18 protein-coding genes and 1 tRNA gene are annotated in these 22,397 nt (G+C 63.8%); 17 read left to right on the forward strand and 2 right to left on the reverse strand.

Going from position 1 to position 22,397, the window contains the following annotated elements:
- The first annotated feature begins 204 nt into the window (after positions 1–204).
- From CLM73_RS09135 to CLM73_RS09165, 7 genes are all read left to right on the forward strand, one after another.
- Positions 205–1,362 carry an ATP phosphoribosyltransferase regulatory subunit gene (locus CLM73_RS09135; RefSeq protein ID WP_105238161.1) on the forward strand — a complete coding sequence of 386 codons (1,158 nt, stop codon included), beginning with the start codon at positions 205–207 and terminating at the stop codon, positions 1,360–1,362.
- A gap of 76 nt (positions 1,363–1,438) precedes the next feature.
- Positions 1,439–2,734 carry an adenylosuccinate synthase gene (locus CLM73_RS09140; RefSeq protein ID WP_171664076.1) on the forward strand — a complete coding sequence of 432 codons (1,296 nt, stop codon included), beginning with the start codon at positions 1,439–1,441 and terminating at the stop codon, positions 2,732–2,734.
- A gap of 81 nt (positions 2,735–2,815) precedes the next feature.
- Entirely contained in the window at positions 2,816–3,358 is a 543-nt protein-coding gene (locus CLM73_RS09145; protein WP_056571405.1) for a phosphoribosyltransferase, read from the forward strand.
- Positions 3,359–3,614: 256 nt separating this feature from the next.
- Positions 3,615–3,827, forward strand: coding sequence for a 30S ribosomal protein S21 (gene rpsU / locus CLM73_RS09150; RefSeq protein WP_006218592.1), 213 nt, complete (start codon positions 3,615–3,617; stop codon positions 3,825–3,827).
- 19 nt (positions 3,828–3,846) lie between these two features.
- The gene (dnaG, locus tag CLM73_RS09155; RefSeq protein ID WP_105238163.1) at positions 3,847–5,931 is read left to right on the forward strand and encodes a DNA primase; all 2,085 of its coding nucleotides are present in this window, start codon (positions 3,847–3,849) and stop codon (positions 5,929–5,931) included.
- Positions 5,932–6,678: 747 nt separating this feature from the next.
- Positions 6,679–8,946 (forward strand): RNA polymerase sigma factor RpoD, encoded by a 2,268-nt coding sequence (rpoD, locus tag CLM73_RS09160; RefSeq protein ID WP_056571399.1) that lies wholly within the window; start codon positions 6,679–6,681, stop codon positions 8,944–8,946.
- A 7-nt stretch (positions 8,947–8,953) separates the two neighbouring features.
- Positions 8,954–9,032: transfer RNA gene (locus CLM73_RS09165), tRNA-Ile, on the forward strand.
- Positions 9,033–9,048: 16 nt separating this feature from the next.
- On the opposite strand, the gene CLM73_RS09170 is transcribed toward CLM73_RS09165, so the two are convergent.
- Positions 9,049–9,315: a tyrosine-type recombinase/integrase gene (locus CLM73_RS09170; protein WP_234015837.1), complete on the reverse strand. Its 267-nt coding sequence runs from the start codon at positions 9,313–9,315 to the stop codon at positions 9,049–9,051.
- Between the two features lie 105 nt (positions 9,316–9,420).
- Positions 9,421–10,491, reverse strand: a complete 1,071-nt coding sequence (locus tag CLM73_RS09175; RefSeq protein ID WP_158685835.1) for an acyltransferase family protein — start codon at positions 10,489–10,491, stop codon at positions 9,421–9,423.
- Between the two features lie 406 nt (positions 10,492–10,897).
- On the opposite strand from CLM73_RS09175, the gene CLM73_RS09180 reads away from it, so the two are divergent.
- From CLM73_RS09180 to CLM73_RS09225, 10 genes are all read left to right on the forward strand, one after another.
- Positions 10,898–13,537, forward strand: a complete 2,640-nt coding sequence (locus tag CLM73_RS09180; protein ID WP_105238165.1) for an autotransporter outer membrane beta-barrel domain-containing protein — start codon at positions 10,898–10,900, stop codon at positions 13,535–13,537.
- Between the two features lie 266 nt (positions 13,538–13,803).
- A complete protein-coding gene (locus CLM73_RS09185; protein WP_105238166.1) occupies positions 13,804–14,070 on the forward strand; it encodes a hypothetical protein in 267 nt (88 codons plus the stop codon).
- A gap of 59 nt (positions 14,071–14,129) precedes the next feature.
- Positions 14,130–15,485: a hypothetical protein gene (locus CLM73_RS09190; RefSeq protein WP_325048257.1), complete on the forward strand. Its 1,356-nt coding sequence runs from the start codon at positions 14,130–14,132 to the stop codon at positions 15,483–15,485.
- Positions 15,482–16,096, forward strand: coding sequence for a TadE/TadG family type IV pilus assembly protein (locus CLM73_RS09195; RefSeq protein ID WP_105238168.1), 615 nt, complete (start codon positions 15,482–15,484; stop codon positions 16,094–16,096). Before CLM73_RS09190 ends, CLM73_RS09195 begins: the two co-directional genes overlap by 4 nt.
- Positions 16,093–16,797 (forward strand): hypothetical protein, encoded by a 705-nt coding sequence (locus tag CLM73_RS09200; RefSeq protein ID WP_158685836.1) that lies wholly within the window; start codon positions 16,093–16,095, stop codon positions 16,795–16,797. Before CLM73_RS09195 ends, CLM73_RS09200 begins: the two co-directional genes overlap by 4 nt.
- Positions 16,794–17,597 carry a Flp pilus assembly protein CpaB gene (cpaB, locus tag CLM73_RS09205; RefSeq protein WP_105241442.1) on the forward strand — a complete coding sequence of 268 codons (804 nt, stop codon included), beginning with the start codon at positions 16,794–16,796 and terminating at the stop codon, positions 17,595–17,597. Before CLM73_RS09200 ends, cpaB begins: the two co-directional genes overlap by 4 nt.
- Positions 17,594–18,973: a type II and III secretion system protein family protein gene (locus tag CLM73_RS09210; RefSeq protein WP_105238170.1), complete on the forward strand. Its 1,380-nt coding sequence runs from the start codon at positions 17,594–17,596 to the stop codon at positions 18,971–18,973. Before cpaB ends, CLM73_RS09210 begins: the two co-directional genes overlap by 4 nt.
- A complete protein-coding gene (locus CLM73_RS09215; protein WP_105238171.1) occupies positions 18,960–20,651 on the forward strand; it encodes an ATPase, T2SS/T4P/T4SS family in 1,692 nt (563 codons plus the stop codon). Before CLM73_RS09210 ends, CLM73_RS09215 begins: the two co-directional genes overlap by 14 nt.
- Positions 20,648–21,493: a type II secretion system F family protein gene (locus CLM73_RS09220; RefSeq protein ID WP_105238172.1), complete on the forward strand. Its 846-nt coding sequence runs from the start codon at positions 20,648–20,650 to the stop codon at positions 21,491–21,493. The genes CLM73_RS09215 and CLM73_RS09220 overlap by 4 nt, the downstream gene beginning before the upstream one ends.
- Before the next feature lie 12 nt (positions 21,494–21,505).
- Positions 21,506–22,390: a type II secretion system F family protein gene (locus CLM73_RS09225; protein ID WP_105238173.1), complete on the forward strand. Its 885-nt coding sequence runs from the start codon at positions 21,506–21,508 to the stop codon at positions 22,388–22,390.
- Positions 22,391–22,397: the final 7 nt, after the last annotated feature.

A 22,397-nucleotide genomic window follows, 5' to 3' on the forward strand; every position in this document is an offset into this window, starting at 1 on the left:
GGGACGATTCCTGCCCGCTAGCGGGGACGCGGCCGGGCCGCCCGGCTACGCCTGGGCCGCGGGTGGCGCTCGCCGCTGAACCATGTACAATACCGCGTAAGCTAGAAAACATTCCGCAGCGGCTGAGCGGGCTTACGCCCCTCAGCCGCTTTTCGTTTGGGCGACGCCCACGCATCACTTGGCGTTATTCAGGTAAATACATTCATGGGTAACTGGCTGCTGCCCGAAAGCCTTGCCGACGTACTTCCGGCAGAGGCCCGGCGCATCGAGGAACTGCGCCGCGAACTTCTCGATCTCTACCGTACGTACGGGTTCGAGCTGGTCGCGCCGCCCCTGGTCGAGTACATCGATTCATTGCTGTCGGGCACCGGCAGCGATCTGGATCTGCGTACCTGCAAGCTGATCGACCAGCTTTCGGGCCGCACGCTGGGCGTGCGCGCGGACATGACTCCCCAGGTCACGCGTATCGACGCACACTTGCTGAACCGCGCGGGCGTTACCCGCCTGTGTTACTGCGGCAACGTGTTGCATGCGCGTCCCTCGGACTTGCTGTCCAGCCGCGAGCTGCTGCAGATCGGCGCTGAAATCTACGGTCATGCCGGATTCGAAGCCGACCTCGAAATCATCCAGCTCGTGCTGGAAACGGTCGCAATCGCTGGCGTTCGCAATCCGCGCCTGGATCTCTGTCACCCCGGCGTGCTGCGCGCCATCCTGAAGTCGGACCCGGCGGCGGCTGAGCTGGCGCAGGACGCCATCCGGCTGATGCGCGACAAAGATGTGCCCGGGCTGGGCGAGCTGGCGGCGCGTGCGCCCGGCATTCGTCCCGAAACGCTGAAGGCGCTGCAGTTGCTGCCCACGTTGTACGGTGGTCCGGATGTGCTGAAGATCGCCCGCCGCGACCTGCCGGCGCTGCCGGGCATCGCCCAGGCGCTCGACGCCCTGCAGGCGGTGGTCGACGCCATGCCCAACGTGTCGTTCAGCGTGGACTTGGCCGACGTCGGTGGTTACGCTTACCACTCGGGCGTCAAGTTTGCGCTGTACGCCGAGGGCTGGCACGACGCATTGGTCAGCGGTGGCCGCTACGACGACGTCAGCCACGCCTTTGGCCGCGCACGTCCGGCCACGGGCTTCAGTCTTGATTTACGCAAGCTGGCGGCGGGGTTGCCGCCGGCGGAAAGGGCGCGAGCGGTTCGCGCGCCTTGGGGGCAGGCCCCCGCTCTGACCGAGGCGGTTCGCCGCTTGCGCCGGTCAGGGGAAATCGTCGTTCAGGTATTGCCCGGTCACGAGCAGGATCAGGACGAATTCGTTTGCGATCGCGAGCTGGCGCTGCAGGATGGCGTCTGGACGGTCAAAACACTGTGACTAACTCCCTCTCGGAAACGAGGGGGCCGCGGGGAGATTTCCGGATTTCCCGAGAAACTCGAAATTGATTCGTATCATGAGCAAGAACGTAGTCGTAATCGGCACTCAATGGGGTGACGAGGGCAAGGGCAAGATCGTCGACTGGCTGGCGGAATCCGTCCAGGGCGTGGTCCGCTTCCAAGGCGGTCACAATGCCGGCCATACGCTGTGGATCAATGGCAAGAAGACGATTCTTCGCCTGATCCCGTCGGGCATCATGCACCCCGGTGTCACCTGCTTCATCGGCAATGGCGTCGTGCTGTCCCCGGAGGCCCTGCTCAAGGAAATCGAAGAGCTGGAAGCCGCCGGCCTGGACGTGCGCTCGCGCCTGCAGATCTCCGAGATCTGCCCGCTGATCCTCCCGTACCACGTTGCCATCGACAAGGCGCGCGAAGCGCGCAAGGGCGAGGGCAAGATCGGCACGACCGGCCGCGGCATCGGCCCGGCCTACGAAGACAAGGTCGCCCGCCGCGCCCTGCGCGTGCAAGACCTCTTCAATCCCGCGCTGTTCGACGAAAAGCTCGCCGAAGTGCTGGATTACCACAACTTCGTGCTGACCAAGTACCTGGGCGCTGAAGCCGTCTCGGCCAACGAAGTGCGCGATCAGGCCATGGCGCTCGCGCCGGCCATCGCCCCGATGGTCAAGGACGTCTCCAGCAACCTGTACGCCATGCAGCAGGAAGGCAAGCGCCTCCTGTTCGAAGGTGCGCAAGGCGCGCTGCTGGACGTCGATCACGGCACGTACCCCTTCGTCACCAGCAGCAACTGCGTGGCGGGTGCGGCCTCGGCTGGCGCCGGCGTCGGTCCCCAGCAACTGGATTACGTCCTGGGCATCACCAAGGCGTACACCACGCGCGTGGGCTCGGGCCCGTTCCCGACGGAACTGGTCGACGAGATCGGCACGCGTCTGGCCACCATCGGCAAGGAATTCGGTTCGGTCACGGGCCGCCCGCGCCGCTGCGGCTGGTTCGACGGCGCCGCGCTGAAGCGCTCGGTCCGCCTGAACGGCATTTCCGGCCTGTGCATCACCAAGCTGGACGTGTTGGACGGCCTGGAAACCATCCAGTTGGGCGTCGGTTACCGTGTCAACGGTGAGTTCCGCGACGTGCTGCCCTATGGCGCGCATGCCGTAGCCCAGGCGCAACCCGTTCTGGAAGAGCTGCCCGGCTGGAGCGAGTCCACCGTCGGCATTACCGAATACGACAAGCTGCCCGCCGCGGCGCGCCGCTACCTTGAGCGCGTGGCGGAAGTCTGCGGTGTGCCGATCGACCTGGTGTCCACCGGCCCGGACCGCAACGAGACCATTGTTTTGCGTCATCCCCTGAAGGGCTGACATCGGGTTATTATTCCCAAGGCCGCCGCCGGTCATACCGGCGGCGGCCTTTTCGTATTTTTGTGCAGGAGATGCTTGCCTATGAGCACGCCGACCAGTGACGATAGCCACCTGTGGGTAACGTGGGACGATTACAACCGCTTGATCGAGCGCCTTACTTTGCAGGTGCACCAATCGGGCTGGAAATTTGACAAGATTCTGTGCCTGGCACGTGGCGGTATGCGTGTGGGCGACGTCATGTCGCGTATTTTTGATGTGCCGCTGGGCATTCTTGCCACCAGCAGCTATCGCGAGGCGGCCGGCACCAAGCAAGGTGACATGGACATCGCCCAGTTCATCACCATCACCCGCGGCACGCTGTCCGGCCGGGTGTTGCTGGTGGACGACATGGTTGATACCGGCAAGACGTTCAACAAGGTCTTCGATCACCTGAAGAGCCAGTTCGCCGACATCACCGAATTGCGCAGTGCCGTGCTGTGGTGGAAGGGGCATTCCCAGGCAACGCCCGACTACTACGTCGAGAAGCTGCCCACGAACCCCTGGATTCACCAGCCGTTCGAAGACTACGACAGCTTGCGTCCCCATCAGTTGGAAGCCTGGATCCGCAAGGGTTCCCAGAGCTGAGCGCAGTTGGGGCAGGGCGGGGCGCTGGGCGCAGTCGGGCTCTGGCAGTAGTCAAACCGTCCTTACCCATGCTAGAATCGCTGGTTATCGCTAAACCGAACTTGGCTTGTTACTCTCTGGGTAGTCTTTGGGTAACGGAAACAGCCAGCTCAAATCCGGGTGAACGCATGCCCGGGTTGCGCTTTCAAGGCGTTGCTGGAAAGGCAAGCCAGGTTTGTCATCAACTTTGTTACCCTACAAGCAGGCCAATTACTTTATGCCTATCGTTCGACTGAAGGAAAACGAACCGTTTGAAGCCGCTCTGCGCCGCTTCAAGCGCACCATCGAAAAGACCGGTTTGCTCACCGAACTGCGCTCGCGCGAGTTCTACGAGAAGCCCACCGCCGAGCGCAAGCGCAAGCATGCCGCCGCCGTGAAGCGCCACTACAAGCGCATCCGTAGCCAACAACTGCCCCCGCGCCTGTATTGATTTCTGATTCCCGAATCTATTGATTCCAGAATCATTCATCCAGGATTTGCTCGCCCGAGTCGACGTCGTCGACGTTGTCGGGCGATATGTGCAGTTGCGAAAGGGTGGGGCCAACTTGCTTGGCCTATGCCCCTTTCATAACGAAAAAAGCCCGTCGTTCACTGTCAGCCCCACCAAGCAGTTCTATCACTGCTTCGGATGTGGTGCACACGGCAGTGCCATCACCTTCCTGATGGAACACACGGGCGCCAGTTTCCCCGACGCCGTGCGCACGCTCGCGGCGTCGGCGGGAATGACGGTCCCCGAAGAAAACCGCAGTCCTCGCCAACAGCAGGAATCCGCGCGCCGCAAGGCCGAGGAGTCCCGCCACACGCAGGTGCTCGACGCGGCTCAAGCCCATTACCTGAAACTGTTGCGCGCTTCGCCCGCGGCCGTCCGCTATTTGAAGCAGCGCGGTCTGACCGGCGAAATTGCCGCGCATTTTGGATTGGGTTGGTCCGGCACGGACCGCCACGGCCTGTCCCAGGTATTTCCCAACTACGAAGACCCCACGCTGGTGGAGTCTGGACTCGTCATCGAATCCGAAGACGGACGCCGCTACGATCGTTTCCGCGAACGGGTGATGTTCCCGATCCGCAACGCGCGCGGCAGTCTCATCGGGTTTGGCGGCCGGATCATCGGCAAAGGCGAACCCAAGTACCTGAATTCGCCCGAGACGCCCCTGTTTTCAAAAGGGCAGGAGCTCTACGGCCTGTGGGAGGCGCGCCTGGCCATCCGCCAGGAAGGCCAGGTCATCGTCGTCGAAGGCTACATGGACGTCGTCGGGCTTGCGCAGCAGGGCATCGCCAATGCGGTCGCCACGCTGGGCACCGCCACCACCCCGGACCACGTCAAGAAGCTGTTGCGGTCCAGCGACAAGGTCATCTTCAGTTTCGATGGCGACAAGGCGGGGCGGCGTGCTGCCTGGCGCGCGCTGCAGGCCTGTCTGCCGGTGCTCAGGGACGATATCGCGATTCGCTTCCTGTTCCTTCCGGCCGAGCATGATCCCGATTCGTACGTGCGGGAGTTGGGCGCCGAAGCGTTCCGCGCGTGCCTGGGCGATGCCGTGGCGCTGTCCCGGTTTCTTCTGGACGAGCTGGCGTCGCATCACAACATGAACGAAGCCGAGGGCCGCGCCAGTTGCCTTCACGAGGCCAAGCCGTTACTGGCGGCAATTCCCGAATGCGCGCTGCGGGTGCAGATCGAACGGGAAATGGCCAAGCTGGTCCAACTGACGCCCGAGGAAATGGCGCAGGTCCTGGCGCAGCAACCTGCCAAACCGTTCGCGCCGGGCCCGAGACCGGCGTCGGGCACGGGCGAAGCGGCAATGGCATCAGGCGGAGAGCCGGGCCATGACGGCGGTCCGCCCGACATGGGCTACGACTACGGCAACCATGATTTCAGCGACATTCCCGCAGACGAGCCTGATGTCTCCGATTACGGCCAGTATGCCTCGCACGGCGACGAGCCCGGTAGCGGCGCGGGCGGTTGGCAACCTGGCGGCGGCAAGCAGGAATGGAAAGGCAAAAGCGACTGGAAAGGAAAGGGCGACTGGAAGGGCAAGGGCGATTGGAAGGGTGGCAAGGGCAACTGGAAAGGCCGCCGCGACAACGACGTCGGCGGCTTCGAGGGGCGCCGCACCATGCCGTCCCTGGCCAAGCGTCTGTTGAGCCTGCTGCTCGCTCATCCCGAGCTGGTTGATTCCATGGGCGATCAGCAGCTTGAAGTCATCGACCATGGCCCCCATCTAGGATTGGTAAGGGACCTGATCATGCTGGCGCAATCCAGCGGCGCGCGCCACGTTGGCGCCTTGCTGGAGGCGGCAGAGCCGGACTCTGACCTTGCCACTGTCTTGAAAGGGCTGCGGGCAGACATGCTTGCGCAGGAAGACTTGCCGGACCCTCAGACGGAATGGGACGACGCGTTGCGGCGAATCGAGTTCGATTCGGCGAGAACCGAAATGGCCAAGCTGGCGGCTGCGGGACTTGCCTCGGAAGAGGCGCGCAAGCGCTATCTTGAGCTGTCTAGCCGTATAACGGTCTTGAAAGGTGCTGGGTTGCGCTAAATACGCTAAAATCAAAGGTTTTCCGCGTATGCGGGGTGCCGTAGATGGACTGGCCGTGTATGGACCAGACAGCACTAGTGGCTTGCCGCCATTGCCAGTTGTACCCCGACTGTTGCATGATCGACAAAGATTCAAGTCCGGTATGGGGCTGATTGTTTGTCATAGCGTGACAGCAGTGATGCCCCGTGACAGCAGTGATGCAGCAGTAGCAGGAAAGAGAAATGTAGTTTTGGCATCGGAATCTATTTCGGATGCCGGAATCTAATAATAATTGTGCCAATTTGACGAGAGCAGCTTTGCTGCTCGGGCACCCGGTAATTGAGATTCAAAAAACCGGGACGCGTGCGTCAGGATTGTTACATAGTTAATTAATATAGCTGAGCGGTGGATCAAAAGCAGTTCAGCGGCGGTCATTCCGCGTGGCGTTAGTGGTTCGGGTGCTGTGTATACCTAGCTGCTTGGGGCAATGGCCCGATAAGCGAGCAAAGCCTATTTATAGGCAGGCAGCCCCCCCAACGTCCGGAACCCGCCGATGAATGAGTCATGCACGTCTTGCGCCAGAACGGTTAAGCACCAAGTACGGCGTCAGAAGGGCTCGCAAGAGCCGGTGCTGCGAACAACGCAGCCGCGTGAACTCCGCCGATCCACCAGATTTACCCGTATTCCATGCCGCACCGGGTCCGTACCCGGCGCGGCGTTATGCGGTGCAACATGCCCAAACGGGTTGCGACGACCACGGAAGCGACTATGACCAAATCCACCGGCAAATCCTCCTCTGCACTTGATGCGGCCGAAACTCAGGCTGTGGCGGCCAAGCGCGCCGTCAGCATGGCTGCTGAAAAAGCGCCCGCCAAGACGGCGGTGAAGGTCGCCAAGCCCGCTGCCAAGACGGCCGCCAAAAAGGCAGCCAAGACGGCTGTCGCCGCGGACAAGCCTGAAAAGGTGACGAAGGCCCGCGCCAAGAAGGCCGAAGACAAGCTTGCCGACCTGGTCGGCAGTGCGCGCCCCGTGCCCAGCGGCCGCCGTCCGGGCCGCCCCGCCAAGAACGCCAACAACGACTCCGACGGCTTCGACGATACGATGGACGGCGAAGGCGAAGTCCTGCCCGACCTGAAGCCGCCGAAGCGCGGCGGCAAGCGCGGCAAGGCCGATCCCAAGGATCTGATCGCCCGCGGTCCCGTCACGCCGGAAGAATACGAAGCGCGCCGCAATCGCCTGAAGCAGCTCATCAAGCTGGGCAAGGACCGCGGCTACCTGACGTATGGCGAAATCAACGACCATCTGCCTGACGACCTGGTCGACGCGGAAGCCATCGACGGCATCATCAGCACGTTCAGCGACATGGGTATCGCGGTCTATGACCAGGCCCCCGACGCCGAAACCCTGCTGATGAGCGAGAACGCGCCGGTTGCGTCCAACGACGACGACGTCGAAGACGAAGCCGAAGCCGCGCTCACCACCGTGGACTCCGATTTCGGCCGCACCACCGACCCGGTCCGCATGTATATGCGCGAAATGGGCTCGGTCGAGCTGCTGACCCGCGAAGGCGAAATCGAAATCGCCAAGCGCATCGAAGACGGCCTGAAGCACATGGTCATGGCCATCTCGGCCTGCCCGACCACCATCAACGAAATCCTGGCCCACATCACCCGTGTGCGTGAAGGGCAGGCGCAGATCGACGAAGTCGTCGACGGCCTGGTCGATCCGGAAGACGGCGAAGAATACGCCGGCGCCGGTGTCACCGCGGACGAAGACGAAAGCGACGACGGCCCCGCTGGCGGCATGTCCAGCAAGCAGCTGGAAGACCTGCGCGTCAAGGCGCTGGCCAAGTTCGACGAGGTGAACAAGCAGTTCGACAAGATGCGCCTGTCGTACGAGAAGGACGGCTACAAGTCGGACATCTACGTGCGCGCCCAGGAATCCATCCAGAACGAACTGATGGGCATCCGCTTCACCGCCAAGATGGTGGAAAAGCTGGCCGACACGCTGCGCAACCAGGTTGAAGAAGTCCGTCAGCTCGAGCGCGCCGTCCTGCACACGTGTGTGGACCGTGCCGGCATGCCGCGCCTGCACTTCATCAAGGTGTTCCCCGGCAACGAAACGAACCTGCAGTGGGTCGTCGACGAAGTGGCCGCTGGCCATCCGTACGCCGAAACCCTGGAGCGCCAGATCCCGGCCGTGCAGGAACTGCAGCAAAAGCTGATCGATCTGCAAACGCGCGTCGTGCTGCCGCTGAAGGACCTGAAGGACGTCAACAAGCGCATGGCCACCGGCGAAGCCAAGGCCCGCAAGGCCAAGCGCGAAATGACCGAGGCCAACCTGCGTCTGGTGATCTCGATCGCCAAGAAGTACACGAACCGTGGCCTGCAGTTCCTGGACCTGATCCAGGAAGGCAACATCGGCCTGATGAAGGCCGTGGACAAGTTCGAATACCGTCGCGGCTACAAGTTCTCGACCTACGCAACGTGGTGGATCCGTCAGGCCATTACGCGTTCCATCGCCGACCAGGCGCGCACCATCCGTATTCCGGTTCACATGATCGAAACGATCAACAAGATGAACCGCATCAGCCGCCAGATCCTGCAGGAAACCGGCGCCGAGCCGGATCCCGCGACCCTGGCGCAGAAGATGGACATGCCCGAGGACAAGATCCGCAAGATCCTGAAGATCGCCAAGGAGCCGATCTCCATGGAAACGCCCATCGGTGACGACGACGATTCGCACCTGGGCGATTTCATCGAAGATACGTCCACGCTGGCGCCTTCGGACGCGGCGCTGCACGGTTCCATGCGCGACGTGGTCAAGGAAGTGCTAGACTCTCTGACCCCGCGTGAAGCCAAGGTCCTGCGTATGCGTTTCGGCATCGAAATGAGCACGGACCAGACCCTGGAAGAAGTGGGCAAGCAGTTCGACGTCACGCGTGAGCGCATCCGCCAAATAGAGGCTAAAGCGCTGCGCAAGCTGCGTCACCCCAGCCGGGCCGACAAGCTGAAGAGCTTCCTGGAAGGGCAGTAAATTTCCTGGGCCTCTAGCTCATGCCTGGTTAGAGCAGCGGACTCATAATCCGTTGGTGCCGAGTTCGACTCTCGGGGGGCCTACCAAGAAAGTCCTGTTAATTCAGGCACCTACAGCCGCCAGCGATGGCGGCTGTTTCGTTTCCGGCGTCTGCTGTGACCAAAACGTGACCGTTCCCGCGTGCGCGGCCAGGTGTGTGGGCGCCAAGTGGGCATACTTCTGGACCATCTCGATCCGTTCGCAGCCGCCCAGTTCCTTCAGGACCATCAGGGGCGTGCCAGCCTGGACATGCCACGATTCCCAGGTATGGCGCAAGTCGTGAAAGTGGAGCGCGGTGATTACGGGTCTTGTCTCCCATCGAACGCGCACATAAGGCTCCTCAAACTGAGTGATCTTGGGCAGCTTTGAGATCCAGCCCCATTCAGTGCAGAGCGACAGGATGCGCCGAATGGTGGAAGGGCGTCCGTCCGGCTTTTACGTACGCGGCGTCCGCTTCAGGCCTTCTGTCCGCTGGATGTCATCGTTGGCGAGGAACCTCGCCTGCAAACGATGGCGGAAGCGTTCAACCGGCATTTCCAGATAGCGATAGGCAGCCGCACCAATCAGGATTGAAATGCCGATGGCCGTCAACATTGCCAAGGCGCTATTCTGAAATCGAGTCTGCAGGTGCATGAACACCAGCCAGTGGAACAGGTAAATGGAGTAGCTCCACGCACCCATCATGCGCATGTATTTGGAGTTAACCAACCGGCCAAAGATGCCCTTGAGATCGATCGTGGCGATGATGAACAGCGCCCATGCTGCGCTGATGTAGACGAATTTGTCAGCTAAGGCTGTGTCGTATGGGACGCCAAACATGAGATTCCGCGCTCCGGGGCTGCCCAGCACCAGACCGGCAGTCACGACAGTGCAGATAAAATTCGAGGTCCTGTTGGAAATGCGGCCACGGACATCGTTGATGATCGTCGCGAGGTAACAGCCGATGGTGAAGCTTGACGCATACCACTGAGTTCCTATCGCGTTGATATCTGTGCGCCAGTATGGCCACAGCGTCTGCTGAACTGCGATCAAAGCAACGGCGGTGACTGACACAAGTGCGATGCTGTGCTTGCGCGCTGCGATCAGCAGCGCAGCAACCAGCGGAAGCCACGCGTAGAAGCTGAATTCGACGGGGATGGTCCATAGATGCGCGTACCCTTTCTGAAACGTCAGGGCGAGCCACACGTCCCGCGCGGAATCTATGCCCGCCGTTCCAAGGACGAAATACACGAGAACTGCGACGGCGAACATCGGCAGAATGCGCAGGATCCGGCCGAGTGCGTAGGAACCGAGGATGGATGCTGAAAAGCCGGATGTCCGGAACTTGTATGTGAGAAGGAACGCGCTCAGGACAAAGAACAGCCAAACGCCGATTTTTCCCGTACCGGCGAGGTAAAGGCCGGCCGTCGTCACGAAGAACATGGCAAACGCATGCGTCAACAGGACGACTAGGCAAGCCAGCCCGCGTATTCCGTCAGCTCCTGGGAAGCGCTCGACTTTGGTCATTCCTCTTTCCAGGACGATGTCCGACGCACTCAAGGGTGCGACTATTAATTGATCAGGAAATGTTCGTTGCCGCGAGAACAGCCGAGCGCACGAAATCATCAGAACGCCTGGGAACGACTTTGAATTTTAACCGCCTTGAGCAGGCTTTTTTCGTCTATAGGTCAGGCGCGGTCGCGCTAGGCTTCGTTGGTGCTGCGCATTGTCGCGCCGATGGCGTGCAGCTGTCGTGTTTTTGGCTTCCACGCGATTGGCTACGCCAACGTAACTTCGCGTAATACTCCCTCATTCATAAGGCCTATTCCTCAATAATCCAAAAAGCACCCCCTTGCGGGCGCTAAGGCGCAATCCGTGCGCCTACCTCATGTTTCGCATGTACTGATACCGAAGCCCGATCGGAGGAAGTTTCATGAAAAACAACCCTCTGCACGCCTGCGCGCTTTCTCGCTCGTCGCTGCTCTCCCTCCTGGCAGTCCCTTGTGTGTCCATCGCTCAGATAACAATCGAGGGTGGGCAGACCGTAACGGTTCCTGGGACGCAGGCGTCTCCCTGGAATGTCAACGGCGAGCTCGTAGTGGGAGATGCGGGAGCCGGTACGCTGAACATCTCGAATGGCGGCGTGGTTTCCAGCTTGGATGCCTACTTGGGGGGCATTGCAGGTGGTGCGGGCGTGGTTACGGTTACCGGTGCAGGCGCGCGATGGGATGTGTCTGCCAACAGCGCAAGCGTGTTGAATGTCGGCTGGATTGCGCCGGGGACGTTGACGGTGGCCGGTGGCGGCGTCGTGCAGAGTCAGCGCGCCATCATCGGGGAGTTTGACGATGGGATGGGTATTGTGACCATCAGTGGCGCGGGCTCGCAATGGATCAACGCGCAGCAGTTATATATCGGGATGTCCGGCAGCGGCAGCTTGACTATCGCGGACGGCGGCTACGTCTCGACGGCTTCCAGTTCTGTCGGGTTCTTTGAAGGCACGGGCGTGGTGACGGTTCGCGGGGCAGATTCAAAATGGGTATCCGCCTCGCCCATTCAGATCGGCACGTTAGGGACGGGCAAGTTGACGGTCGCCGAGGGGGGCAAGGTCACCGCGCCCGGAGTGCTCTTGGCGACGGCTGCTCCCGGGACTGGCACGCTGGTCATCGGGAGCGACGCGGGGGCCGCTTTGGTTGCGCCTGGCTCGCTGCAAACCTCACGTATTTCATTTGGTCCTGGCGACAGTCTGGTTCTCTTCAATCACACGTCGCTCGACTATGCGTTCGACGCATCAATCAATAATGGCGCCAACAATGCGCTGGGTTCCAATACCGGACTGGTGGGGGGCGGCCGGATCGAGGCGATGGCCGGTCGCACCATTCTGAACGCGGATCATCGCGACTTCTCCGGCGTTGCGCAGGTTGGTGGAACGGGCATTCTTCAGGTCAACCGCGATCTGTCCGGCGCGGCAATGCAGATACTTGCCGGCGGTACGTTGGAGGGGATCGGCCGGGTTGGAAGCGTCGTCAATGCAGGCACGGTCTCGCCCGGCGCGTCCATGGGAGCGCTGACCATCACAGGAAACTACGCGGGCAGCAGTGGCTCGCTATTGCAGCTTCAGACGGCGCTCGGCGGTGATGCGTCACCCACGGACAAATTGATTGTCATGGGAGACGTCGCGGGAAACACCGCAGTCAAAGTCACCAATCTGAACGGCGGCGGCGCGCAAACGGTAAACGGTATCCGGGTCATTGAGATTGGTGGCGCATCGCCCGCTAACGCGTTCACGCTCAGAGGCGATTATCAGACCGAAGGCGGCCAGCAAGCCGTAATCGCGGGCGCGTATGCGTACACGCTGCGGCGCGGTGGGAGCGAAGCGCCGGCTGATGGGAATTGGTATCTCGTGTCCGCATTTACGGCACCGGAGACGTCCCCCGAGCCTGAACCTGAACCTGAACCTGAGCCTGAGCCTGAGCCTGAGCCTGGCCCGGGACCCGAACCCGAACCCGAACCCGAACCCGAACCCGAACCCGAACCCGAACCACAACCCGAACCCGGTGCGCCGGAGGAGGAGATTCCCGGCAGCCCGGAAGTCGGACCTCGCTATCAACCCGGCGTACCGCTTTATGAACAGTACCCCCCGGTACTCGCTGCCCTGAATTCCCTGCCCACGTTGCAGCAACGCGTCGGCAACCGATATTGGGGGTCGGACGGACAGCCCGCCTCGGGCGAGAGGTTTGGCGGCTGGGCCCGCATCCAGGGTTCTACCAGTTCATCCACTCCCTCCCAGTCGGCCACCAAATCGAGCCGGGATGTCGATCTGTGGAAGCTGCAAACCGGGGTCGACGTCGTGGCGCACCGTCGGGCGGACGGGTCGATGCTGGTGGCGGGCGTCAATCTGTCTCATGGCAGCGCGTCGGCTGATATCCGATCTCAGTACGGCCGAGGCAAGATCGACACGACCGGAACCGGGGTTGGCGCGAGTCTGACGTGGTACGGCGCCAGCGGGTTCTATGTGGACGGACAGTTACAGGCGATGTGGTTCGACAGCGATATCTCGTCGCGCACGATCGGGCGGCGGGAGGTGAAGGGCAACAATGGAAACGGCGTCGCCGTCTCGGTGGAGACCGGTTATCGCTATCCCATCGCCAACGGGTGGTCGCTTACTCCACAGGCGCAACTGGTCCGGTCTCGCGTGGACTTCAACAGCTTCACGGATCCGTTCGGCGCAAAAGTGCGCCTGGACGATGGCGACAGTCTCAGCGGACGCCTCGGCGTATCGCTGGATTACGAACCCGACTCCGCCGCCGCAACGCGCGCAGCGGGCCAAACCCATGTGTACGTCATCGCGAATCTCTACAACGAGTTCATGAATGGCACCAACGTCAACGTGGGAGGCGTGGCTTTCCGGAGCCGGGACGAGCGGCTTTGGGCCGAGCTTGGCGTGGGCGGCACCTATCAATGGAACAAGGGGCGCTATGGCGTTTACGGCAACTTGAGCTTGGCCGGCGCCACCAACAACATGAGTGACAACCACTCGGTGGGCGGCATGATCGGCTTTCGGGTGCAGTGGTAAGGGGGAAGCCGAAATGGAAGAGCGCCCCAGCTCAAGGTGAGTCTGAGGCGCTCCTGCCCGGCTTCGCACGCGATGGGTGTCAGACAGCCCGGCAACTCAAATCTACTGCTGGCACTTCGGCCCGGCAATAGGGGAAACCCTTGCGATAAACAGGGTTGGATCGTCAAGGCCCGAGGGCGAATTTGTCCGTCTCGGCATCCTCGAATTGTCCGACCGTCACCCGCTGGCGACACTGGACTCCACGTTCATTGCACGGGAGAGCAGGCATGTGGGGGCATCGAAAGCGCCAATTGGGCCAAGGCATGACCGAATACATCGTCGTCGTGGCGCTGGTCGCCGTGGCGGCGATCGCGGTCTATCAGTACTTCGGGCAAGTCGTGCGTTCGCAGACCGCGGCGATGGCCCGCGAGCTGGCCGGCGAAGACGGCAGCACGCAATCCAAGGCTGCGCAGCAGGCGGCGCAGAAGGCCGCCGCGCAGACCAAGGCGCGGTCGCTCAAGTCGTTTACCGGCAATGCCGAGCTCGCGAATTGAGGGCGCGTCCAATCATGTTCGCAGATCGACAGCGGGGCCAGGCCCTGGTCCTGGGTATCGTGATTGCGGCCGTTGGCGCGGCGTCGCTGGTGGTCCTGTACAACCTGGGCCAGACCATCGAGGCACGAAGCCGCCTCACCCACGCCGCCGACGCGGCGGCCTATAGCGGGGCGCTCGTCCAGGCGCGTGCGCTCAATGCCATTGCCTACGTCAACCGTAGCCAGATTGCACATCAGGTTGCCTTGGCGCATCTGGTGACGTTGGGGGCGTCCGCGCAGTACCTCGACGCGCTGCAATCGCAGCGCCGGCGAGGCAATCCGCCGGCTGGTCTCATCGCGATGCTTTTCGGGCCCGATGCCGGGGCGGCCTATCAGACGGCTCAGGCGCCATCCAATGCCGAAGGCCGGCTGGCCCGGGCTTTCGCGCAACACGATCGCGTCGTGCATCAGGTGCTGGAAACGGCGGCACGAGAAATCGTTGGCGATCTTACTGCCTCACGCGATCGCACAATGCGCGAGGTGCTGGCCGCCAACTTTCCGGCAACTGGGTCGATCACTCCTGGCACTGCGCCGGCAGCATCGCCACTCGCTTTGCGTCTGTTGACAGACGGGTGGCCGGGCTACACCGAACGCCACGCCGCGACGCGCAAGGCCGGCCTGCGTCCTGCAACCGAAGGCGCGGTAGCCCGCTATGGATTTTTGGATCGCCGCAACGCCACACGCCGCAATCCTTGGGCGGTCAGCTCAAGGTGTCCCTGGCTTCGGCACGAACTCAGGCGGCGCGGCTCGACCTGGCTTGGCCCGGACGGCCAGTGGGGCGCGTTGGACACGCAGTCCTATCACGCGCTGCGCTCGAACCGTTGGATCGGCTGCTACTTCCGTGAATACGCGATGGGGTGGGGAACCGTGCAGGGCGAGAAAAGCCGTGCTCCCGACGACGTGGAATTTATCGAAAATCCGCCCGCGGATTTTTCGCAGGAAGACTTCTGGCGGTGGGTGGAACACGCCACTTCGTGGAACATCTTCGACGGGGCCGCCAATCCCATGGCGAACTCATACGCCATGGCCTCGGCGCGGCGCTGGCCGGGGGGCGGGTTGCCGGCCTATCTGGAGGTCGCGCCGAAGCGTCTTGCTGAGCCATTGCGCTTTGCCGTGGCGATCAGTCTGGAATCCGCAGTCGTTGCCACCACGGACGCCGACAGCACCGTCGCTGCGCCAACCGGGCAGTTCGGCTATGCCGCGCTGGGTCGGACAGGCGCCGTCACGGTCAGCACGGCGGCGGAGACGTACTTTGCGCGGCCGGAACGGCGCGCCGACGGCCGGCTGGAACTGGCCACACTCTTTCGGCCCTATTGGCAAGCTCGCCTGTCCGCAGTCACGCCCCAGGAAGCCGTGCAGGCGGGGAGGCTTCCATGATCAGACGCGTGGCAAACGAACGCGGGCAGGCCGTGGTGGAGGCTCTGCTGATGTTGCCGCTCATGGCCGTGCTGCTCTGGGCGGTCTCAGATATCGGCGCGATGCAGTTTTCAGCGCAACGAACCTCGCAGGCCAGCAGGCAGGCTGTCATGGCGGCGGCGTTGGGGCAGCCGGTGGCCACACTTCGTGCGCCGTTAGGGATGGATCTGGCCGGCACCGCCCAACGCTGGCCCGGCTCGGCCGTGGCCGGCGCGTCCTTGCAGGACGAATGGTTCGGTGCGGCGATGCAGTTGCTCTCAGTGCAAACCCGTTCGCTGCCGCGGCGAGGGAACGCCATGTTTGGATTGCCGATATCGCGTTACATCAGCGTGGCCAGCGGAGCGGGCTATGCGCATGGTGACGCGGACGCGCAACGCCGTGTTGGCGCATCGGCGACGGGATGGATGCAGGCCAGCCGGATGTCGCTGGCCGAGGCTGAGCGGATGCAGCGTCAGGTCGGCAAGGTCGAAGCCCCCTGGGGGCGGCCCCCGATGTCGCTGGATTGGCTTTCGGCCTGGGGCGATGTGGCGCCCAATGATCGGCTTGGCAAGCGAGCGGAGGACGAAAGATGAAGCAAGTCGGGATTTTTCCCAAGCGGCGCGGCACGTGGCGTCGGGTTGGTTTGCTTGCGGCGGGGGCTGGTCTTTGCGGGGTATCGATGCTGTTGCCTCAGCGCGTGGGCGCGTCAGCCGGCGTCTCCAGTCTCGAGGCGCTACGACTGCCCGCAGGTGCCGTGCGTGAACGCATCGCAGACCGGATGTGGCTGCATGGGATGCCGGTGCAGGTGTGGGTGTTCGACGTGCCGCAACGCCCGTCGGCTTTTGCCAAGGCGCTGACTGCGCAACAGCCTGCGTTGGCCGATCTGCACGTGCTGCCCGGGCAACTCATCTTGTCCGGCCGCGTTGGCAATGACCGTTGGGTGGCGCAAATGGAAAGGGCTGGCGCGGACCGCACGGTCGGCAGCCTGTCGGCCGTCAGTGTTCGCGCGGCCCCCACCGCGCAGTTGCCAGGCTGGCTGCCGAAGGGCGCGCGCGTCAGATCTGACGTCGCCGTGATGGAGTCCGGCGTCAAGGTTTCCGACCGTATCTGGCAGTACGCCGTGCCCCCACAAAAACTGGCCGAACTTCTGGATGCCGGCCTGCGGCGGGCGGGATGGGATCGGCAAGATGATGGCGCCGGACACTGGTGGGTGCGCGAACGCGAGCGGATGAAGCTGTGGTTGATTTCCGTGGACGGCGGAAGCGGGCTGCGCGCTCTTGGGTGGGCGCCATGAAACTCTGGATATCTCGCGGCGCCGCGCGGCTGCGCCGTACCGGTGTGTATGGATTGGCAGTGCTGGCGGGACTGGTTGCCGCCTGGGCCGTGCGGGAACACGTCCAGCAGCGTGTCCAGGCGCTGGAAGCCGAGGCGCACACCCCGCTCGTCAGCCGTCTGGTGGCGGCCTACGACTTGCCGGCCGGCACGCTGCTCGAAGACGTGCACCTTGCCGTGCGCAAGATACCTCAGCCCTGGGCGCCTGGCGCCAGCGTCGATCCGCTTGAGGTCGGCAGCGTGATTGGCGCCACGCTTCTCGCCGATGTGGCGCATGGCGAACCCTTGCTGAGAAGCTTCATGACGCTCGAAGCGCCGCAGCCGTCGCTGTCGGCGCGGCTTCGGGCGGGCCAGCGCGCCCTCACGGTAGCCGCCATGGACCTGGGCGGGCTGGCGGACATGCTGAAGGGGGGCGATGCGATCGACATCTACGTGACCTTCAATCACCGCCAACGCGAGCTTACCGTGCCGGTGCTGCAGCGCATGCACGTCCTGACAGTCGGGGGCGAGGACGGCGCGGGCAACATCACCTTGGCCGCAACGCCCGACGAAGCCATGCGATTCATCGCCGCGCGGCAGGCTGGGGTGCTGACTGCGATGCTGAGGCATCGCGATGACGCAGCTTCTGTGAACCCCGCCGCCCAAAGCGACCTCGCCTCGCTCATCGGATTGAACCCTGAACCCACGCCCGCGCCTGGTGTCGCCATTCTTTATGGCGACCGCCTGGATGCGCAGACAAGTTTCGATGCGGATCATCCATGACACGAATGAAAACCCTCTTGGGCATCGTGCTGTGCCTGGTTTGCCTTCCCGCGTGGTCCGACACGCAGACGCTGGAGCTGCAAGTCGGCGAGACCCGCGTGCTGCCCCACCCGGGCGTGAGGCGGGTTGCCATCGGCAATAGCCAGGTAGTCAGCGCCGTGGCGGCCGAAGGGCGCGAGGTCGTGGTGTTCGCGCGGGCGGAAGGCGTGTCGTCCGTGCATGTCTGGGCAGGCCGCGATCGCATTGCGGCCTACGAGTTGCGCGTGGTTGCCGCTGGAACGCCGCGCTTGCGCGACGAAGTCCAAAGCCTGCTCTCCCGCATTCCCGGAGCGCGGAGTTCGAACGTCGGTGGCCGCATCCTGATCGAAGGCGACGATCTGTCGGATGATGACCGCTCGCGGATCGCGGCCCTGGCTGACCGGTATCCGGATGTCGTGGATTTCACGGGACAGGTGGGGTGGGACCGCATGGTGCTGCTGGACGTGCAGGTGGTCGAAATTCCCACGTCGCGGCTGCACGAGTTCGGCGTGCGCTGGGATGGCATGACGCAGGGCGGCGTCAACGCGGGATTGGCCTGGGATGGCGGATCCCGTGGCCGCATGACCCGACCTGGCGAGCAGATCATCGAGACGGCGGCACCGGTCTCGTCGGCCGCGGGTTACTTCGGGGTCAACGCCTTGCTGTCGGCACGTATCGCCGCGCTGGCGCAAACGGGCGAGGCGGTCATGCTTGCGCAACCCCAGCTTCTTGCGCGAAGCGGCGCCAGCGCCACTTTCCTCGCGGGCGGGGAGGTGCCCTATGCCTCCACCGACGCGCGGGGCAACCCCACCACGCTGTTCAAGCCCTATGGCGTTTCGCTGAACATCACACCCCGGATCGACCGCAATGGCGTCATCCGCTCGCTGATCGAGGTGGAGGCCAGCTCGGTGGATACTTCGTTAAGCCTTCCGGGCGGCCCGGCGCTGCGGACACGACGCGCGTCGACTGAGTTCAATGTGCGATCCGGCAACACGCTCGTGATTGGCGGATTTCTCTCGCGCGAGCAGGGCACCGACGTCAGCGGCCTGCCGGGTTTGCGGAGCATTCCCATCCTGGGCGCGTTGTTTTCATCCACGCGCTACCAACGCCGCGAGACCGAGCTGGCGATCTTCGTGACGCCAAAGATCGTGTCGCAGGGTGAGCCCGCCATGGCGGATCGCGTTCGGCGCGGCCGCGAGATGCTGGATACGACGTTTCCTGATCCTCCGCGTCTGGGAACGGCGGTGCCTTCCGACGCGGCTCGGTGGGACCCTTACGCCGGTGCCGGTTCGCAATGGGTTACGCGTGCGGCGAATGCCAGTTCAATGTTGCCGGAGGGCCGTGATGTTGAACATTGAACTGACTTTTGAGGACGCCGCGCAGCAGCAGCTCAAGTTGCCTGCGCCGGTGCTGATCGGAAGGGGCGCCGATTGCGGGCTGCGGATTCCCACCTGGAGAGTCGGCCGCCATCACGCCCGGCTGCAGTGCGAATCAGACATCATCGTCCTGGAAGATCTGGGCACGTTGGCGGGCACGATGGTCAACGGCTTGAGGGTCGTGCGGCACGCGCCGGTGCTGCCTCACGACGAGATCCTTATCGGGCCTTGCCGGCTGCGCGTGTCCAGGCCAAAGCTCGACGCCGCGGCCCCCATCGACGCGACCGATGCCGCGCCGCAGGGCCCAGCGCAATCCCGGCAATCTTCAATGGGCGATGACATCGTCGGCGCAACGCCGGCGGCTCCGCCATCCACCGCGCATCGGCTGCACGACCGCCGCCGCCTGCACGCGGCGCTGCTGAGCGCGCTGGACCTGCGCCGGCGAGACGTGGCCGGGATGAGCGACGGCATGCTTCGCGCCGAAGCCGAGCGCCTTCTGATGCAGATCGTGGGCACGGACGCCGACCTTCCGTCGCAGGCCGACAAGGCGGCGCTATGCCGAGAGGTGCTGGATGAAGCGGTGGGCCTCGGGCCGCTGGAGCCGTTGCTTGCGGCGCCGGACATCACGGAAATCATGGTCAACCGCTTTGACGAGATCTACGTCGAGCGTGCGGGCCGCCTGTGGCGCGAACAGGCCGGGTTCACCAGCGAGCAGTCGGTGCGCTGGGTGATCGAACGCATCGTGACCCCGCTGGGGCGCCGCATCGACGAAAGCTCGCCGATGGTGGATGCGCGGCTGCCCGACGGATCGCGGGTGCATGCGATCATTCCCCCCGTGGCGATGAAGGGCGCGAGCCTGACCATCCGGAAGTTTCCGCAGCGGCGGCCGCAGATGCCCGACCTGATTGCGCTGGGCGCCCTGAGCGACCCGATGGCGCGATTTCTGGCCCTATGCGTCAGGATGCGCAAGAACCTGGTCGTTTCGGGCGGTACCGGCTCTGGCAAGACGACGCTGCTGAACATTCTGTCCAACGAAATTCCCGACGGCGAGCGCGTGGTCACGATCGAGGACGCGGCAGAGCTGCGGCTGAACCATGCACACTTGGTCTCGCTCGAGGCACGGCCGGCGAACCAGGAAGGCAGAGGCCGAATCGACATCCGGGAGCTCGTGCGCAATGCGTTGCGGATGCGGCCGGACCGCATCGTTGTGGGCGAATGCCGGGGGGCCGAGGCGTTCGACATGCTGACCGCCATGAATACGGGCCATGAAGGCTCTCTGACCACGCTGCACGCCAATTCTCCGCGGGATGCGTTGGCCCGGCTGGAATCCATGATTCTCATGGCGGGGCTGGACCTCCCGCTATCGGCGGTCCGCGAGCACATTGCCGCAAGTGTCGATGTGCTCGTGCAGCAGGCAAGACTCTCGGACGGACGCCGCGTCGTCACGTCGATCGTCGAAGTTACAGGCATGGAGAGCGGCCGCATTCAGCTGCAGGCGTTGTTTGGCTTTGACCGAACCCGGGGGTTCCGCGGATGCGGTGCGCAGCCAGGATTCGCGCCGGAATGGGCGGATAGGGGCGTGCATCTGGATGCCGCATGGTTTTCGGACCTGGCGGGGCAGCCGCCGGAATTCGGTTCTTATGCGCAGGGCTTGCCATGATCTGGCTTGCGGCAGCGGCCGCCATGGTGTGCGCCGGATTGCTGGCTTGGCGCGCGCAGAATTGGTTTGCGCCCGCGCTTCGGCGATACCGCGAGGTCTACACGCAGGACGCGGGTGTGCGGCTGAGCGAAGTGTTTCTGTTCATCGACCCGCGCCAATTGTGGGCGGGCGCTGTCGGCTGCGGATTGGCGGCTGCGATCGCTGCGTTCGCGGCCACCGGTAGCGCGCTGATGGCGGCCTTGTTCGCCCTTCCGGCCTCGCGCGTGCCGCGGATGGTTGTAGAAGGATTGCGGCGCCGGCGTGCGCGGCGCTTTGAAGCGCAGTTGCCCATGGCGCTGTTGATGCTGGCTTCTTCGTTGCGGGCCGGCGTGGCCATGGCGACGGGTTTGCGCCATGTCGTTGACCAGAGCAGCGCGCCGCTCGCCCAGGAGTTCGGTCTGATGCTGCGCGAACAGCGTCTGGGCGTGCCGTGGGACGTTGCGCTCGACAACCTGCAGGTCAGGATGCCGGCCGATTCGACCTCGCTGGTGGTGGCGGCAATGCGCATCGCGGCCAAGACCGGCGGCAATCTGGCGGAAGCCCTGGAAAGCATCGCGCAAACGTTGCGTGGCCGCCTTCAGTTGCAGGCGAAGCTGCTGGCACTGACGTCGCAGGGACGGCTGCAGGCGTGGATCGTGGGGGCGTTGCCCTTGCTGCTGCTGGCGGTGCTCGACCGGCTGGAGCCGGAAATCATGGGGCTGTTGTGGCACACGCCAATGGGATGGGGCGTGCTGGCCATTGTGGCGGTGCTGGAGACGGCCGGCGTGCTGCTGATCCGGCGAATCATGCGGATCGATATCTGAAAGGAGGCGGGGATGTGGCTTTACCTGAGCATGATCGCGACGGCGGCCGGGACTGCCTGGCTTGCCTGGGTGCTGTTGAGTCCGCTGTTGAGTCCATTGCTGAGCGAGGACCTGGAACCGGCTCACGCCATGCCGTGGTGGTGGCGCGTCGCATGGCCCTGGATCGCGGCGGTGGCGCCGCTGGCGGGCCCGCTGTGCGCCTGGCGGTGGCGGCTTCGGCTGGACCGGGCCATAGAACGGGCGGCGTTGCCACGGGCTGTGAGGTATGCGCACATCGCGGCGTTGTGCGCAAGCGCGGCCCTGGCTGCCGGCAGCATGGCCGCCGCGGGAGCGCTTGCGCTGGCGCCGCCCGGCGCTTTGGCGTGGCTGCCCTGGTCGCTGGGGGCGGCCGCAGCCGCCGCAACGGCACCGGTCATGTGGTTGAAGGGCCTGGGCACGCAGCGATGCCGCGCCATCGAGCGGGATCTGCCCTTCGTGTTCGACATGATGACGCTGTGCGTCGAAGCCGGATTGAGCATCCAGGGCGCACTGCAATTGGCGGCGCAGAGCGGGCCGCCGGGCGTGCTGCGCGACGTCCTGGCCGATGCGCTGGCCGAGATGCGGGCAGGGGTGTCCAGAACGGCGGCGATCAAGACGTTGGCCGAGCGCAGCAACAGTGCGCTGGCACGCAATTGGGCGGCGGCCTTGGCGCAGGCGGAGGCGCTTGGGGCCAGTCTGGGGCCGGTCTTGCGCGCGCAAGCGGCGCAGTGCCGCAGTGACCGCCACACGCGGGCGGAGCAGCTGGCGATGCAGGCGCCGGTGAAGATGCTGCTGCCTTTGATTGGCTGCATCTTTCCGTGCACGTTCATCGTGCTGGCGTTTCCCATTGCGGTCCAGCTGCTGCAGAGCGTGCAATGAGCCGCGC

The organism is Achromobacter spanius (genome assembly GCF_002966795.1).
In the GTDB taxonomy this organism is placed as follows: domain Bacteria; phylum Pseudomonadota; class Gammaproteobacteria; order Burkholderiales; family Burkholderiaceae_B; genus Achromobacter; species Achromobacter spanius_D.

Bases quoted from the DNA above. Each gene is read 5' to 3' on its own strand.
- CLM73_RS09175 (WP_158685835.1), bottom strand. From the start codon at position 10,491: ATGACCAAAGTCGAGCGCTTCCCAGGAGCTGACGGAATACGCGGGCTG.
- CLM73_RS09215 (WP_105238171.1), top strand. From the start codon at position 18,960: ATGTTGAACATTGAACTGACTTTTGAGGACGCCGCGCAGCAGCAGCTC.
- CLM73_RS09195 (WP_105238168.1), top strand. From the start codon at position 15,482: ATGATCAGACGCGTGGCAAACGAACGCGGGCAGGCCGTGGTGGAGGCT.
- cpaB (WP_105241442.1), top strand. From the start codon at position 16,794: ATGAAACTCTGGATATCTCGCGGCGCCGCGCGGCTGCGCCGTACCGGT.
- CLM73_RS09145 (WP_056571405.1), top strand. From the start codon at position 2,816: ATGAGCACGCCGACCAGTGACGATAGCCACCTGTGGGTAACGTGGGAC.
- CLM73_RS09185 (WP_105238166.1), top strand. From the start codon at position 13,804: ATGTGGGGGCATCGAAAGCGCCAATTGGGCCAAGGCATGACCGAATAC.
- CLM73_RS09220 (WP_105238172.1), top strand. From the start codon at position 20,648: ATGATCTGGCTTGCGGCAGCGGCCGCCATGGTGTGCGCCGGATTGCTG.
- CLM73_RS09225 (WP_105238173.1), top strand. From the start codon at position 21,506: ATGTGGCTTTACCTGAGCATGATCGCGACGGCGGCCGGGACTGCCTGG.
- rpoD (WP_056571399.1), top strand. From the start codon at position 6,679: ATGACCAAATCCACCGGCAAATCCTCCTCTGCACTTGATGCGGCCGAA.
- CLM73_RS09135 (WP_105238161.1), top strand. From the start codon at position 205: ATGGGTAACTGGCTGCTGCCCGAAAGCCTTGCCGACGTACTTCCGGCA.
- CLM73_RS09140 (WP_171664076.1), top strand. From the start codon at position 1,439: ATGAGCAAGAACGTAGTCGTAATCGGCACTCAATGGGGTGACGAGGGC.
- CLM73_RS09180 (WP_105238165.1), top strand. From the start codon at position 10,898: ATGAAAAACAACCCTCTGCACGCCTGCGCGCTTTCTCGCTCGTCGCTG.
- CLM73_RS09200 (WP_158685836.1), top strand. From the start codon at position 16,093: ATGAAGCAAGTCGGGATTTTTCCCAAGCGGCGCGGCACGTGGCGTCGG.
- CLM73_RS09210 (WP_105238170.1), top strand. From the start codon at position 17,594: ATGACACGAATGAAAACCCTCTTGGGCATCGTGCTGTGCCTGGTTTGC.
- rpsU (WP_006218592.1), top strand. From the start codon at position 3,615: ATGCCTATCGTTCGACTGAAGGAAAACGAACCGTTTGAAGCCGCTCTG.